This window comes from Paenibacillus sp. 2KB_22, from assembly GCF_052115745.1.
In the GTDB taxonomy this organism is placed as follows: Bacteria; Bacillota; Bacilli; order Paenibacillales; family Paenibacillaceae; genus Paenibacillus.
Window position 1 is genome coordinate 129,875 of the sequence record NZ_JBFRHG010000006.1, and the last position, 16,668, is coordinate 146,542.

General features: G+C 46.8%; 13 protein-coding genes. 3 read left to right on the forward strand and 10 right to left on the reverse strand.

From position 1 onward, the window contains the following. Positions 1-162 precede the first annotated feature (162 nt). The 4 genes from AB4111_RS25990 to AB4111_RS26005 form a co-directional block, all read right to left on the reverse strand. Positions 163-1,449: an MFS transporter gene (locus AB4111_RS25990; protein ID WP_442033799.1), complete on the reverse strand. Its 1,287-nt coding sequence runs from the start codon at positions 1,447-1,449 to the stop codon at positions 163-165. Positions 1,450-1,598: 149 nt separating this feature from the next. Continuing rightward, complete coding sequence (locus AB4111_RS25995) at positions 1,599-2,435, reverse strand: sugar ABC transporter permease (RefSeq protein WP_091015889.1); 837 nt, start codon at positions 2,433-2,435, stop codon at positions 1,599-1,601. Further along, positions 2,432-3,787, reverse strand: coding sequence for a sugar ABC transporter permease (locus AB4111_RS26000; protein WP_339239848.1), 1,356 nt, complete (start codon positions 3,785-3,787; stop codon positions 2,432-2,434). Before AB4111_RS26000 ends, AB4111_RS25995 begins: the two co-directional genes overlap by 4 nt. Positions 3,788-3,845: 58 nt before the next feature. Then, positions 3,846-5,132: a sugar ABC transporter substrate-binding protein gene (locus AB4111_RS26005; protein ID WP_339239847.1), complete on the reverse strand. Its 1,287-nt coding sequence runs from the start codon at positions 5,130-5,132 to the stop codon at positions 3,846-3,848. A 445-nt stretch (positions 5,133-5,577) separates the two neighbouring features. On the opposite strand from AB4111_RS26005, the gene AB4111_RS26010 reads away from it, so the two are divergent. Next, entirely contained in the window at positions 5,578-6,612 is a 1,035-nt protein-coding gene (locus tag AB4111_RS26010; protein WP_105601005.1) for a LacI family DNA-binding transcriptional regulator, read from the forward strand. Between the two features lie 169 nt (positions 6,613-6,781). Here the strand turns inward: AB4111_RS26010 and AB4111_RS26015 are convergent, their stop codons facing one another. After that, positions 6,782-7,540: an SDR family oxidoreductase gene (locus AB4111_RS26015; protein WP_074093664.1), complete on the reverse strand. Its 759-nt coding sequence runs from the start codon at positions 7,538-7,540 to the stop codon at positions 6,782-6,784. Positions 7,541-7,962: 422 nt separating this feature from the next. Between AB4111_RS26015 and AB4111_RS26020 the strand changes: the two genes are divergently transcribed. Then, positions 7,963-8,583 carry a TetR/AcrR family transcriptional regulator gene (locus AB4111_RS26020; RefSeq protein WP_341072483.1) on the forward strand — a complete coding sequence of 207 codons (621 nt, stop codon included), beginning with the start codon at positions 7,963-7,965 and terminating at the stop codon, positions 8,581-8,583. A 116-nt stretch (positions 8,584-8,699) separates the two neighbouring features. Continuing rightward, positions 8,700-9,245, forward strand: coding sequence for a hypothetical protein (locus AB4111_RS26025; protein WP_442033800.1), 546 nt, complete (start codon positions 8,700-8,702; stop codon positions 9,243-9,245). Positions 9,246-9,367: 122 nt separating this feature from the next. Here AB4111_RS26025 and AB4111_RS26030 read toward each other — a convergent pair whose 3' ends face one another. The 5 genes from AB4111_RS26030 to AB4111_RS26050 form a co-directional block, all read right to left on the reverse strand. Beyond that, complete coding sequence (locus AB4111_RS26030; protein WP_017690481.1) at positions 9,368-10,507, reverse strand: toxic anion resistance protein; 1,140 nt, start codon at positions 10,505-10,507, stop codon at positions 9,368-9,370. A 19-nt stretch (positions 10,508-10,526) separates the two neighbouring features. Continuing rightward, positions 10,527-12,215: a VWA domain-containing protein gene (locus AB4111_RS26035; protein ID WP_442033801.1), complete on the reverse strand. Its 1,689-nt coding sequence runs from the start codon at positions 12,213-12,215 to the stop codon at positions 10,527-10,529. Positions 12,216-12,227: 12 nt separating this feature from the next. Further along, positions 12,228-12,959: a hypothetical protein gene (locus AB4111_RS26040; RefSeq protein WP_091016231.1), complete on the reverse strand. Its 732-nt coding sequence runs from the start codon at positions 12,957-12,959 to the stop codon at positions 12,228-12,230. Between the two features lie 394 nt (positions 12,960-13,353). Further along, a complete protein-coding gene (locus AB4111_RS26045; protein WP_149846283.1) occupies positions 13,354-13,920 on the reverse strand; it encodes a Uma2 family endonuclease in 567 nt (188 codons plus the stop codon). Positions 13,921-14,000: 80 nt separating this feature from the next. Further along, complete coding sequence (locus AB4111_RS26050) at positions 14,001-16,322, reverse strand: beta-L-arabinofuranosidase domain-containing protein (RefSeq protein WP_442033802.1); 2,322 nt, start codon at positions 16,320-16,322, stop codon at positions 14,001-14,003. Positions 16,323-16,668: the final 346 nt, after the last annotated feature.

The following is a 16,668-nucleotide window of genomic DNA, read 5'->3' on the forward strand; positions in this document are numbered from 1 at the left end:
GGAGTTACGCTAACGCAGCGTATGTTCCGGGTTTTGTTTTGTTTTGTTTTGCTTATCCAGAATGCTTAGGTTTTTCATAAGCTGCTAAGATTACCTCTATCCCACTCTCTGCTGATGTGTACATGTGGTTCAATCCATATCATGGATACTCCCTAATACGTTTTATTGATAGGTTCGGATCGACTTCAATGTTGTAGCGGCCAGAATACCTGTCGCCAGCAGCAGTATGCCCACGCCTTGCAGCACAGAAGCTGCCCCCCACTGATCTGCCAATACGGAGACAACAGTCAGTCCCAGAATAGGCGCTGTACTGGTGATTGTTCCCACGACACCATAGACCCTTCCTTGCAGCTCGTCTGGAACGGCTGTCCTCAGCATAATCTGAGTGAGCATTGTACAGCAGGCGAACATCGCACCTCCGGCCACGATTAACGGCAACGCCATGATTGGTGAGGATACATTCGCCAGTAAAATATAGAGTGGTCCTAATACAATCAAACCGATAAATACCCATCTCCCTCTTCGTTTCAATCGTTTTCCCGAAGCAATCAGCAGTGCAGAGCCCATCATATATCCAAGTGGAATACAGGTTTCAATTAATCCAAACTGTACCGGATTCCCCTCCCACACCTTGACTGCCATCACTTGAACCAGCATCATGGCTGACATGAAAAACAAGATTAGCACCGGATTGAGCAATACGATGGATCGAATTAGACGATTCCGATAGATATAGCCAAACGAACTGCGCCATTCCTGAACAAACGTGGTCTGCTGACTAACGGATCGCTGTACCACAGGAAAGCGGCCCGCCATCAGCACACAAACTGCGGACAACAGAAAGGTTGCCCCTGTAATTAATATGGCGACGAATCCTCCAAATGCAGCCACAGCAACTCCCGCCGCGGCAAGACCGCTGATTCGGGCAAGATTATCCACCATATGAATCGTTCCGGTTGCTTGTTGAATATGCTCCCTGCCTACCATACTTGCTACAGAGGCGTGGAATGCAGGTGCCTGAAACAGACTTGAAAACATGGAGAGTGAGAGCAACAGCAGTACCACCGGGAACGGCGCATGCCAGCCAAATAAGCTAATCGCAATCAGCACAGCCATTACGCCGCGGAATACATCCGAGGCCAGCATCAGCTTCCTCCGATCCAATCGGTCTGCAACCGTACCCGCCACCGATCCAAACAGGAAGCTGACGGCCATATTACATATCTGTACGGCCGCCATGCTCTTCGCACTCCCTGTGGTCTGTAACACCCACAGACTGATCGCAATCCCATTGAAGCAATCCCCGAATACGGAGATCCCATAGCCGTACAAGATTCTCCGAAAGGTAACATTACGCCAAAGCGTTCGCGGAGTCTTGGCATTTTGCAATGCAGCTTGTCCTCCTTGATATCCCATAATCTCGGGCTCACTGGACGTGTTTATGCCCATACATCACGTTCCTCCCTAATCATGATTCGAGCCCATATAGAACCAGGCACTTCCGCAGCTTTGCCAGTCGATAAAGACATGACATCACGGAAGTGCCTGGTTGGATGTGCCGCAGGTATCGCGGCTAACTATGTTGTTATGGCACAGGATTAACCTTTGGAAGCTCCTGCCGTCAGACCTTGAACAAGGAATCGTTGCAAGAAAACAAACAGCAGGGTAATTGGGATGGCGATCAGAACCGCCCCCGCAGCAAACATGGTAAAGTTACTGTCCTGATACCGATTGACCAGATCCCACATCCCCACCGCCAGCGTCCAGTTTTCCTTTGTCCGCAGCACCAGCCGGGCAAAGATAAAGTCCATCCACGCACCAGTAAAACTGGTTAATGCCACATAGGTCAGCATCGGCTTGGATAGGGGCAGGATGATGCTGGTAAATACACGCAGATGACTTGCACCATCCATGCGAGCAGCTTCGTCCAGACTACGGGGAATCGTGTCAAAGAAACCTTTGACGATAAATCCACCGAGTACAGCTCCGGAAGAATAGACCAGGATGAGCGCAGCGTGGGTATCGAGCAATTTGACTTGCAGCAAAATGATATAGATCGCAATCATGCTCATAAAGCTTGGGAACATACCAAGAATCAGCATGGTAGAGAGAATGGTTTTACGTCCACGGAAGCGGAAGCGGGACAGTGCGTACATCCCGAGTGTCACCATCAACGTGGAGAAGATCATCGTGAAAAAGGCAATTTTCAGTGTATTCATATACCATCTTCCGTACATAAAGGACGGGTTATTGAATAACTCGCCGTAATGAGTCAGCGTGAATGCTTCGGGCCACAACCGTTCACTGAACAATGCCGCACCCGGTCTCAGGGAAGAGAGAAAGATCCAGAGTACCGGGTAGATGGAGACAATAGCGATAATCACCAATAACACATAACTCAGGGCCAGACGCAACGGATTATTACGTGTCTTCATTGAATCATGTCCTCCTCCTTGAATGATTTGGAGCGGCGGAAGTTCCAGATAGAGAATGAAGCGATAATGAGGAAGATGATAATCCCTACCGCTGAAGCCATGTTGAATTTGTTATTGTCGAGTGTGAGCTTGTAGAGCCAGGTTACCAGCAGATCCGTTGCCCCTGCGTACTGGTAGTCTCCCCGCAATGGATTTCCGTTGGTCAGCAGGAAGATGACATTGAAGTTGTTGAAGTTTCCAGCAAATTGCATGATGAGTACCGGAGTTGTAGCAAAAAGAATGAACGGCATCGTAATAATTCGGAATTTCTGAAATGCGGATGCTCCATCCACTTCGGCAGCCTCGTAGAGATCACGAGGGATGGCCGTCAATACACCGAGAATGAGCACCATACTGACCGGAATACCGATCCACATGTTGACAACAATGACGGTGACTTTGGCCCAGAACGGATCTGTCAGCCAGGGTAATCCCTCCAGCCCAAACGCTCTCATGTAGGTATTGATTGGTCCAAACTGACCATTGAACAGATTACGCATGAGCAGCAAAGAAATGATCTGCGGAATCGCATAGGGCAGAATGAAAATCGTGCGCCACAGTTTTTTGAAGCGTATGCCCCGCTGTTCTATCAATAGTGCCACAAGCACACCGCCAAAATAGGTGGTGACTGTCGCCAGAATGGCCCAGATGACCGTCCAGGTCAGCACGCCGTAGAATGTCTGGCTCCAGGATTTCAACTGAATCAGATCACTGAACGTCTTGAAGCCCACCCAGTCCACGAGTTTGGCTGGCGGAATATGATCCGGGGCCGAATAGTTGGTAAATGCAATCGTGATCGTAAACAGAATGGGCATAACGGTGAAAAAAAGGATGCCCAGTGCGGGAATGGACAGAAACAGGTAGGGAAAGTTTTTGTCCATCATGTTTCGAAGCGAAGCCCCTGCGCCCAGGGTCTTCTTCCCTTCTTCCCTGGCGACTCCCGTGACGTACGCATCCCGAATATTCAGGATGTAGATCAGAATAAACACAAAAAACACCAGTAGTACGATAATGCCATCCAACAGTAAAAAGATGGAATGGTCTCCCCTTTGAAGTACGGTGGACCCATTCACTTTGACAAAACGTTGTGTATTTTCCCCCAGTGTCCATATGCCCCATACAGCCTGTGACAGACGAGGAAGCAGGTACGCAAGCCCTGCTCCCTCCAGTAACAATAGACAAATTCCCTTAATCCACTGTCGATTGTACAGCTGTCCAAGACCTTGCAGTATGATGGAACATATAGCCGCTGTCATCCGGTGTTGTCTTTCCCTGTTCGGTCCAACGGGCACCGGGACATGCTGCTGTTGCATTTGCTCTCTCCTCCCCGCCTCTTGTATGCATGCATATCTTCGCATTCGTCGTTCGTCCCTATTGGACAGTAGCAAGGCTTTCCTGGATCTGTTTCACAGCATTGTCCAGCGATGCCTTCACGTCCTTATCGGTATCCCATATATCCGTAATGGCAGACGTGATCGGTCCCCATACGCTGTCCATGGCAGGAAGCGAAGGCATTGGTGTAGAGTTGTTGAACTGTTCCAAGAACGCCTTATTGATCGGGTCCTCCTGCACCTTCGAATCAGCAGCCACGTTTTTGTTCGCAGGGAGTGTACCGTTTAGATCAAAGTTCTCCATCTGAGCCTCTTCATTGGAAAGGAACGCTGCCAAGAGCTTCGACGCATTCGGGTATTGTGTAAATGCATTTACATAATAGGCTTTAACTCCTGAGAAGGAGGTCATCGGTTTGCCATCAATTGCCGGAAGTGGAGCAACGCCAAAATCAATACCCGCATTGCGATAATCGGCAATGGTCCACGGACCGTTAATGTCCATAGCCAGCTTGCCGCTGGAGAATAATCCTTTTTTGATATCATAGTTCACATCACCCATCTTGAGCGGCAGTACTTCCGACTTCAGCTTCTGCAAGAACTGTCCACCCTTCAGGGCTCCTTCGTTATTCAGACCGAGATCCGCGCTATCCATCCCGTTGTCCCCAAAAATATAACCGCCCTGTGAAGCCAGGAATGCATAGTTATAGTAAAATTGCTGCAATTCCCACATCAGCGCATATTGATTGGATTTCACGTTATTGAACGTCTTGGCGAAGCTGATAATCTCATCAAAGTTTTTCGGAGCTTCTGGATACAATGCTTTGTTGTAAAAGAGAGCATAGGTCTCCACGCTGTACGGATAGCCGTACAAGATATCCTTGAACGTCACCGCCTTCAGTGCGTTGTCGCTGGTGTTCTCTGCGGTCTCTGCTTCGAATATGTCATTGGGCAGAATAAGTCCCGCCTCTGAAGCGCTGCCAATCTTATCATGTGGGAAAACGACGACATCTGCCGCGAGACCCGCCGGGCCATCCGTCGTTAGTTTGGTTACCTGATCGGTTGGAGGTAATTCCTCCATTTTGACCGTTACCCCATACTTCTCTTCGAATTTTTTGGCTCTTTGCTCAATAAAACTGCTTTGATTTTTGTCCTCCCAGATCACCAGGGTTGCCCCTTCTTCCGGTTGAAGGTTCTCGGCTGTCAGCTCTACCACTTCCTCCGGATTCTCACCTGCCGTAGTTGGAGATGGACTTCCGCCTCCAGCCCCGCACGCAGCCAGTGTAAAAGCCATCATGACGGACAATGTTGCCCCTTGCCATTTTCTCATCTAAAATGTCCCCTTCCCTCTGCTTGGTCCAACAATGTTCGCGCTTTTCACCCTTTTGTCTGCGTATGTTGTCAGGTTTTGCATTCCATGTTCACCTTTGTACAAACGTTTGCTCAAATGGAAAACAAGATGACTCCTCCGTTCAATATGTAGGGGGAAACTAGTCAAGAAGTATATAAATCCACAGATGTAAGCGCTACAATAACAATCACATCATACAATACTGCACTTTCTTTGCACAAACGTTTGCACAAGCCATATTTGCTCAATTTTAACCAATTTACCTCTTCTACCTACAGTAATTTCCTGTTTCCTTGTTCAGACTCTTTCTTCCTTTATTTTACTTCCTGTGCATCTCATACTTGGCAGTTAGCAATTGATTTATCGTATCCTTTGGATTACCATAGGAGAATATTTATACGATTGTTCAGAAGGGATTTTTTACATGATTACGATCAAGGATATTGCCAAATTGGCGGGTGTTTCCCCTTCTACAGTGTCACGGGTGATTTCCAACCATCCCAGAATCAGCACCAAGACGTCTCTCAAAGTGAAGCAAATCATGAAAGAATTGAACTACCATCCCAACATCATGGCGAAGAGCCTGGTTTCCAAAACGACACATACCCTTGGCATTATGCTTCCACGTCCTGCTGAAGAGTTGTTTCAGAATTACTTTTTCGGGGAACTGCTGCGAGGTATTATTACACATGCCACCCGTATGAATTATGAATTGCTGCTAACTACTGAAACTTCATCAGACAATGAACTGCACGCGATCTCCCGTCTTGTTCATGGTCGCAGAGTGGATGGCATTCTGTTGCTTGGGTCCAAACGAGACGATCCCATCATCACATTTTTGGAAGCGGAAAAGTTTCCTTTTGTGTTAATCGGTCGCAGTGAAGCTCATCCCAATGCCCCCATGGTGGATAACGATAATGTACAGACTGCTTATGATGCGACACATCATCTGATCGCCCAAGGGCATACGCGAATCGGATTTGTCAGCGGCCCACCGGACATTACGTTATCGCATGATCGCATGTTAGGATACCAAAAGGCGCTTGCCCAAGCCGGGCTGGATGCCGATAGTGACTGGATTGTGGAAGGCGAATTTCTACAGGAAAGTGGATTCAGGGCGATGTCGCTGTTCATGTCCTTGCCAAACAGACCCACCGCAATCGTTGTCATTGATGACAATGTGGCCTTTGGGGTACTGAGAGCTCTTGCCGAGCTTCATTATCTGGTGCCTGAGGATATCAGCGTGGTCAGTTTTAACAATATTGCTCTATCGGAGCTGGCTTCACCACCCTTAAGTTCTATAGACATTGGAACCTATCAGCTGGGCTATACAGCCGTTCAGGTATTGTTGAAAATTCTAAGCGGGGAACCACAACCTCATAATCCGGTCATTATCCCCCATCGTCTGATCGTGCGCGAATCCTCACTCTTTTCCAAACCAAAGCCACCCTCAATTTGATCCATTTCGAGCATCCGTGTAGTAATGCAAACGTTTGTCCCAATACGGGATATGACACTGTGGGTCCACCGTTTTCGGAGTAACACAAAAAAAGAAGCCGCATATGATTATGCGGCTTCCTGACTGTTCGCACATTTCAGTGCTCCATGCTCGACTGCGCTTGAACGGATTAATAAGAGCTCCAGCCTGCATCAGCTGTAACAACGGTTCCGTTCACGAAGCTGGACTCGTCCGACCCAAGGAACAAGGCCACCTTGGCGATCTCTTCACTCGTCCCAATGCGTGGGTTGATTGCCATGCCCAGCTGTTGCCGCCCTGCACCGTATGGGCTAATACCAGCCATGGATGCGCTGATGTTGGTTGCCACGGCACCTGGAGCGATCGCATTACAACGAATGCCTTGCTCAGCATACATATACCCTGTATTTTTAGTGAAGCCCACGACCGCATGTTTGGAAGCCGTATAGGCTGCTCCTGCACGTCCGCCGTGCAATCCACCTGCCGAAGCAATGTTCACGATGACACCTTTTTGTTTCTCCAGGAAGATCGGCAATACTTTCCGTGTTGTCCGCATCACACTGGTTGTGTTCACAGCGAACAATCTCTCCCACTTCTCATCAGTTATATCCGCTGCAGGCTCCATACCATCCATAATGCCCGCATTGTTAATCAGAATATCTACTGTACCGTATGTGCTCACCGTTGTATCAATCAGATTCTGCACATCTTCTTCTTTGGCTACATTGGCCAAAACTACAATCGCTTCCCCGCCCTGTGCCTTAATATCATTCACTACCGCCTGTGCGGATTCCTCGTTAATATCCGATACAACTACTTTCGCACCCTCTTGGGCGTACAACGTGGCGATCGCTTTCCCCATACCTGAACCAGCACCTGTAACAACTGCCACTTTATCTTGAAGTTTCATTCCATGTATCCTCCTTTGTATTCGTTTACAATAAGTTAACAAACAAATGTTCATTAACTCTTATCCTTAGTATAATAAGTCATAGCGTTTCACTTCAATCAGTAAAAGCTTGTCCAGTTGTACGTTAAACAACACTACTAAGCCCAAATGTTCTTTAATTAATAAAGTGAACTATAGAAATTGAACTAAACATTTACACAAAACGGAGAGGACAGAAATAATCTGAAGAAGCGCAAGCTAAAAGCTTTCTGAAAGAAAGCTACTTCGGAAGCATATGCTATTCGCCTTTAACCCCGGATTTACCATTTATAAAAGGAATCAAAAAAAATCTGGGGATAACAGTGATCGGAAGGTTGTTCTGTCATCGAAGTGGTCAGTGTAAATATGCTTTAGTTCAACTTATATAGCGAGGAGGAAAATAGATGTCTGAAACCCCAAATTCGATGGACCGAAGAATCAAGAAATCAAAAGCTGCGCTGAAGGATGCCCTCATCCATTTGATGCAAAAACATCCCTTTAAAGAAATATCCATTACGGATATTGTCCAGCGCGCCGACCTGAATCGAGGTACATTTTACAGACATTATCAGTACAAGGAAGACCTGTTCAATGAGATCATCAATGATGTGATTCAGGATCTGGTGACTTCTTTTCGCAAACCCTATCAAGGGTTGAAAGAGTTCGAGGTTGGTCTGATGCCCTCTTCGGCCATCACTATATTTGAACATGTGCACCAGCATGCACAATTCTACACACTGGTTGTGAAATCGGAGGCCTCCTCCAATTTTCAGCGTATGATCTGCGATGTTCTTCGAGATCTTTCCTTACAGGATCTGAACCAAATCTTCCCGCAGCACATTAACCCTGAACTGCTGGCAAGTTACCAGTCTCATGCGATATTTGGCATGATCATGGAGTGGATCAGACAGGATTTCAAGCACAGCCCCGCCTACATGGCCGAGGAATTGTTCAAGATCATTCATTACAGGCCCGACAATGTCGTGTTGAAAGATGAACATTCAAATCGCCATTCTTCCCTATAGCGTGGTCATTGAGAGGGATTTTAAGAAAGGTTTATCACCATAATAATGTAAATACATTCCTGTAATTTCTGGTATTGATATGTTAGATTATCCAATGGAATACAAACAAAAGGAGGATGACATTACATTTGAAAAAGTCGTGGATTATATCATTGATTACCAGTTTTGTTTTGCTTGGCGGAGTGCTTTTCTCTCCAGCCGCTTCTGCCGATGCAACCAAAGTAGCAACCTCTACATATTCAGATCAGAGTTATGAAGAATTTAAGGAGTACACTACTCAGTTATTTGCTCTTGAAACTTATGAGGCCAAAGCCTTTACCGCTCTGGAAAGCATCGATACTCAGGTAACTTCAACGAACCGCAAGTCCATGTATCTTAAACTTACGAATACAGTGATCCCCAATTATACAAAATTGGTATCCAAGGCAAAACAAATCAAGCCTACCAACCCGCAAATTAAGAAAATTCACGCCACATTTATCAAGGCAAGTTACACTCAGCTCGAAGGGTACCTCTTGTACCAAAAAGCAGTCTCCAAGAACAAAGTGAATTACACATTACTGAAACAGGGAAATGCAAAAGTAAACACCGCTGCTGTTCTAATGGACCAATGTGAACAACAGTTATATGCTTATGCAAGAAGTTTGGGATATGACAGTTAGTCACTAATTATAGAGAACCAAAAAGCGATCATTCCTCATGCTTAATGAGGAATGATCGCTTTTTCTAATTATACAAATGATAGCCATCTAACAAGTGACATTGTATTTCTCTCTCTTCTGACTTACAGCCCCAGCTTCTGCCCTTTCTCCAAACGCTGAATCTGCTGCTCTCCGGTATCCGCAAGTTCACGGAACTGGTTAATCGTCTCGCGCATTCTAGGGAGGGCTTCCTGCTTATAAAGACTAATCGAATCGAGTGCTGACAACACATCGGTGAACGCCTGTTTCATCGTATCCACGGAGATGCTGGCTTCATAAGCCTGTTTCTGGATGGCAATCCCCTGATCCTTGAGCATTTTGGAAGTACCTGCGATCAGATCGTTGGTTGTCTGGTTCAACAATTCAATCTTCTGCAATACAATCTTCTGGTTATACAAAGCACTCGCTACCGTAACGGCAATTTTCAGTGCCGAGATCGTTACATTCTTGGCCCGGTCTACCCCTCGAATTAGCTCCTTGTTGTTACGGATGACCACTTCAATCGCCATGATACCCTGCTGGTTCACGACCAGCATTTGTTGCAGGTCCATGACCCGCTGACGGAGCGGGAACAACACTTCTTCCGTAATAAAGCGAACTTTTTCGGGATCCTCATTGCGGACCTTGGCGGCTTCAATCTGCGCGTCGATGGACTCATCCATGAGCACGCCAAGCTGAATTTCCTTTTGTAATCGTTTGGTGAGTTCTCTCAGGTTCTGTTGTTCAATCTCCAGCGTTGTATTATCATTACGCAGGGTGGATCTGCCTTTATCCAAGGAGGTTACGATGTCAGCGATGACTGCGTCAGCCTTCTGGTATTTCAGGAAATAGGCGCGAAGCGGATTGAACAATTTCCCGAGGAAACCGGTCTTGGCAAAGTCGACCACGCTCGGGTCGAGATCCTTCAGCTGCATATGCAGCTCGGTCAAACCTTTGGCGACCTGACCGCCCTCGTCTCCCGTCTTGGACAGATGTCCAACGGAGACTTGAAGCAAGGCGTTTTTCTCGGAAGAGGATCTCATCGTGTTCATACCAAAGCCGTCAATGGATTGCAGAATCTCTTTGCGTTTCTCCAGGGATTCGAGATCCAGTGTCATGATCATCTCTACGTTGGCATTGGCCACTTGTTGAAGCTCCGCGACCTCTGCGGGCACGGGCTTTACCTCTTCTTCAATTACCTTCTGAATTTCCTTCTGGCTTGGTATTTCCATTGAAAATGACATCTACAATTCCCCCTTTAGATTACATCTGTACGTTAAACAGGTTACCGATCTTGTACACGACATCGTCGGTATCGGCATTGATGCTTGCCGCTTCGTTAATGCTGGAGATGCTCTCCAGAGCCTTAATGTCCGCGTTGTATCCAATCGTATAGATCGGCACTTGGTACGTCTCGACCAGATCCCGAATATCCTTCAGGGTGTGACCTTCATTGGTCTCGCCATCACTCAGCACAAAGATTAACGGCTTCACGTTTGGATTAGCAGCCATGTAATCTTCCAGCATCTTCATCGCTACCACGATCCCGTCAAAGGTCGCCGTCCCTCCGCCAGCTTGCAGACTATCCACTGTTCCGACAAACATGGACTGTTGGTTCGTATCATACTTGGCAATGGGCAGATTCACAGTTACCCCACTGGAGTAAGAGACCAAGCCAATACTGTTGTCTGTACCCAGGTACTTCTGACCTTTGCGCAGGGATTCCTTCAGTCGGTTAAGGGGTTCGCCATCCATGCTTCCGGATACATCCGTCACGAACACAGCGGCAATCGGTTTGCTGCCGTTTTTCTTTTCTTTCCATACTTTCTGTGCAGACAACAATGTGCCGCCATCCACAGTGGCCAGTTCGGATTTGTAATCCTGCAACCCGTTGAAACCAAACTCTTCCGCCGATTGTTGGTACTTCGCCTGGGTTACGAATTCCGCAAACTTCTGGATAATTCCCTGTTTGTTCTGCGGCAATTGTCCCAATGCATACAGCGGACTGTCATGTCTCACGCCAAAAGGTGTAAAGACGTAACCACTCTTGAGATCAGCGGTATTCACATACGTCTGGTATTCGAGTACAAAGGCATCCAGTCTGCCTGACTTGGCCGCTTCCCGCATCTGAATGGTTGTCGAGGCTGTAAACGGTACATTCGTCTGGAATTTCTCAAATCCCTCAATCGCTTTCTCTCCCAGCGGATTGGCGCTATCATACGTATTCAGTGCAGTCACCAGAAAGTTCAGTCCGGTGGAGCTGGCAAATGGATCGGTATATCCCATCGCGAGTTCATTGTTGGCAATCGCTTCGGTTACGGTTTTTACATTAACGGAGCCATAGGTATCAACCAGTGCATCATACTTGGCTTTAGAAATGACAATACCGGGAACATTCCCAACCAATCGCTTGGAGACCATCTCTGTCTTCACCCCACTGGCCTCAACCATCTCTCCCCACAGTTCATTGGAAGGTGTGAATGCATCCGGTATATACTTGCCCGACTTGATATAATCGGTAGCGGTTCCGGAGGCAATGTTGCGGATTTTGACCGATACCGGTTTTCCACCAACGCTGATATTCGCTTTGTTGAATTCCTCGCCCACCTCGGTTAACCAGCCGTCTACCCCGCTGCCCGACTTCTCCGTGGAAGAGAAAATTTCGACGTAATCATTCGTTGTATTCTCTACGGCAATTGCGAATTTGGAGATATCCGGCAGTGATTCCGCCACATCGACCGGATCGAGATCAATCTGTCCTTTGACCGGTTCTGCCGTTGCTGGTGCAATGTCCGCGTACAGCTTGCCCAGTTCCTTACCTGCATTCTCTGTGCTCACCTGTGTGGTCGACTTGCCAAAGTTCGACGTCAGTGTAATTCCTGCATAGACCAGACCAAATACGAGTACCAGCATTACAATCGATATGAAAAAAAACTTTCCCTTCTTGGCCATACGAGCAACCCCTCACTGTCTGTATAATTTGGTGTGCTTGATTAACTGATCAATCTCCTGCATACAAGGCATCTGTTCAATATCTCCGGCTTCAAAGCTGTCGAGGCGCGAAATCTCAAGTAACAACTGATCCAGCTTGAGCAAAATTTCCTCATTGGTGTGTAATGCATTCTTCACATAAGACAGATAATCGTTGTATACCTTGGTTTTTTCCTGAAAAAGTTTCTGGGGAAGGTTTGAGGATTTGGATTTCATCATGTTGGCATAGTCGGCTTCATCGAATACATTCAACCGGTTCAGCACACTGCGGATATTCAGGTACAACAGCTTCTCCACTTCCAGCGTGACCGAAGCGAATTTTTTGTAGCTCAGTTCCCCCGGATCAAACCGCTGATGAAGCACATTCAGGAGTGTTTCTTTCTTCTTTTTCATCCGGCTAAGTTGGGACAGCCCCAGCGTAATATCTTCTTCGAGGACCTTGATGCGTCTATAAAAAGATAAAGCTTCCACATAATCTTCATGTGTTTCGATATGCTTCACGGGCAGGACTATCGGCTGCCTCAACAACAAGGTATAACTGCCATATAAAAGTGCCATTGCACTACCGAACAACAGGGTAACGGATAGCGCAGTTGTGAATGCACCCTCCCCGAAATTCAGCCCGATAAAGCCGGGTGAGAATGCCAGAACATTCACAGCCACAATACCGAGGATTAATCCCAATAATTTTATGTACTTGATCATGTTCAATCATCCGACCTCCTTTCATGTTATATATTGGTGCCTCATGTCGTAATTTTCCTGATCAACTTCTTCTTATTGTACATGATGTTAACGCTCTCAGGTGGATAACATTGGATATTCGAATACTCATAATATACGTGGTTTGGGCTTATCCCATTTCATATTTTCAGGGACAACGTGGAACTAGGCAGGAAATTTGGTGGTCAATCCGTAGAAGTACGTCTTTTCAAACAGCAGATTGTGGAGAAGAAATGTTATCAGGTAATACGTGGAAAATAGCTATGCGTGTCATTTTTTATATAAGACTTGTCTGAAAAATAGTACTGCAAAAAGGACGAATCGGAGATCATCCGGTTTCGTCCCTTATGCGTTGGTTCACTTTTTTTTGTTTCCACTACCTGAGCTTGAACAACGAATCCAGCGGAATGTGTAATTCAGGATACAAGACAGATATAATCGTTTCCTGCTCTGTATACAGATGACGGGTCTGGTAACTGCCATCCTCCAGCGTGTACACATGGACGGTTTGATTGCCGGGGTCAACAATCCAGTATTCGTTCACACCATATTTCTGATACAAGTTAAATTTTTCGTTAAAATCCTTTAACGCAGTCGAAGGCGATAACACCTCGATAATTAAAGAAGGTGCACCGTTACAGCCATTCTTAGATATCTGGTCTTTGGAGCAAACCACCGATAAATCAGGCTGTACAACTTGATCTGGCAGGTCATATTGTTCATTTTCGCTAAAATACACATCAAAAGGGGCAACAAACACGAAACATTTCCGATTCTGAAAAAAAGTCCGCAAAGAGAAGTGCAGCTCACCCACAATAAACTGGTGCAATGAAGTGGGTGCTGGAGACATATTAAAAGCTTTGCCGTTAATTAATTCCCATGCCCCCTCCCAAGTTAACCAATCCTGAAAGTTATAAGTACCTTTATTATCGGGTTTTGCCACACTTCCAACCTCCTCTTCCCAACTAACCGTCATTTATTTTCATTATAACATTGTGTTTGCGCCTTTTCACACCACGCACTTTACGCAAAGAGTGATTCCGGTTTGCTTCGTGTAGTACGTACCTCTACGACTTTCCCGGCACAGCCATTGTCGCCCTTCGCCTGGAACATGACCTTAACGCTGTCTTTACCTGATGTTACGCTCTCAGGAATATCATATGTCACATAGAACACGTCGCCAATCTTGTTCATATGAATTCGCTGCTCTCCAATGAGTGTTCCATCCACGGTAATGGTGAATTGTCTCTCATATAACGTACCTTCCCGCTCAAACGGGGAATGATCTCCACCCCAATAGGCCACACATAAATAATTGGTTGCGGCGTGGTCCACTGCCAGTTGATAACTGAAGTAAGCTCCACTGATGCCAAAAGCCTCTCGCCACATATGAAACTTCTTACGGCCATCTGTGGTTGAACCGTTGTGATGCTCCCCACGGCAGTTGCTATCAAGTTGATGTCCAATCTCATCCTGCTGACCGTCAGCCTGAACCCTGTCGATCGTGATATCGTTCAACTCTTTCTCGAGCGCATCACCTTCATCGTTAAACGGCCAATACACGGTATAAAATTCATGATGCACATCATAGAACGGAATGAGTTTCACGGCTTCGCCTGTGGAAGTGACATCCTTGCTAAGTTCGAATGTTAACGTGTCTGCATCTACAACCTTGATCCACTCTTGTACATCCTCCTGCTCCGTCCAGATCACAGGTACGGGTGCGGTCTTGGGATTCAGTGCTGTTTCATCCACAATCGTATCCTCTGGAAGACCCTCGTTTCCTAGTGCACCGGCGAGTACAATCGGGCCGTACAGGAATGCCACCTTGTGGGCATCATCCCGGGAGGTGTACTGGCGAAGTGACATCGGCAGGGTGATTGTGATGACATCGCCCGCAGACCAGATGCGGTCGATGGACAGATAGCCGGGTTCCATCCGTGTATACGGATGTTCCGTATCCCCGTTAACCGTTGCCGTCATTGGCTCTTGCAGCCATGAGGGTACGCGTAATCTTAGATGAGCCGAGGCGCTGCCTCCGGTGATCGTCAGGGTCACCTTTTCCGAATAAGGAAAGTCGGTTTCAAGCTTCAGGGATAATCCCTGTGACGCCCAATCCAGTTGGGAAGCGATATACAGGTTGACGTACAGGTCTTGCTCATTCTCAAAATAGATGGCCTCGGCATATTTGCCCGGGTTCTCCATGCCTGATCCTGTGCAGCACCACCAGGCGGTATCGTGAGTACCATAGATTTTGTAGTGGCCTTGTAGCGTTGATGCAAAATATGTTTTGTTCCCCGTATCGGGGTCCTGCGTGCCGAGGATGTGATTATAGATGGCGTTTTCATAATAGTCCATGTAGGCACTATCGTGATTCCAGGCGAAGAGTTGCTTGGTAAGTTGCAACATGTTGTGAGTACAACAGCTCTCTCCTGTTTTGATCCCGAGACTCTCCATGCCCTTTGCTTCGTAATGCTCCGAAATGCTCGTCGCACCAAATACATAAGAACGATGATGCACCGTGGTGTTCCAGAAAAACTCTGCCGCTGTCCGGTAACTCTCATGGGTATGATCCTGATTGTAGATTTCGGCTGCACCGATCACTTTAGGAATCTGCGTATTGGCGTGTCTGCCTTGAAGATCGTCCTGCTTGTGTTCCAAGGGTCTCAGGATCAATTGATGGGTAAACTTATTGGCGATCTCAAGGTATAAGGCTTTGCCCGTGATCCCATACAAGTGTGCAAATACTTCATTCATGCCCCCGTGTTCACTTTGAAGCATCGTCTGCATCTGTTCTTCTGTCATCGGGAGCAAACCTTCTACCGCCCAATCTGCAAATCGAGTAACTACATCAAGTGCCTGTCCGTTACCAGTGAGTTTGTACGCATCAATCAGGCCGCGATAGATTTTGTGCACACTGTACCAGGGAACCCAGTATTCACCGATGTTGAACCCACCGATATTCTCTGCTCGAAAAGCCATGTGGAAAGGTTCTTCGGACAAACCACCGATATACCCGCTCCCTGTGGTCTGCTGGATTCTCGCCAGTTCGGTGACAGCATAATCCAGTCTTTCTTTTAACGTGATATTCCCGGTTGCCTGATACGTCACAGCCAGGGCAGACAGATAATGTCCGAGGGAATGTCCGCTGATGGTACGTGCCTCCCAACCCGCGTAACGCTCTTTTCGGGCAGGTAAACCATGAGCTTCGAAGCATGGAGCCAGGAATCGATCAATATCCAGCGATAACAGGTAACGCTCCCCCACCTCTTGTGATGTTTGGAACACACCATTTAACAGATCTACATGTTCCGGTCCCAGAAATCCTTTTTTCGTATCAATCATGACACTCACTCCTTCTCGGGATGTAATAGATAAGTTGAACTAAAGATTATTTACACTGACACTACGATGACAGAATAACCTTCCAATCGCTGTTATCCCCAGATTTTTTTGATCCCCTTTCTCAAGGGAAAATCCAGGGATAAAGGCGAACGCTTCGCTTTTTCAGGTTTTTTCTGTCCTCTCCGTTATCATGTAAATGCTTAGTTCAACTTATATAGATATCCATTCATTCTTAAGGGGTAAAATCCGTGTTATGTTTCACATGTCCAATACTCAATAATCCACTTCAGAGCTTGAATATCCCCATATTATCAAATAAAATATAATTACATCAGACTCATAATCC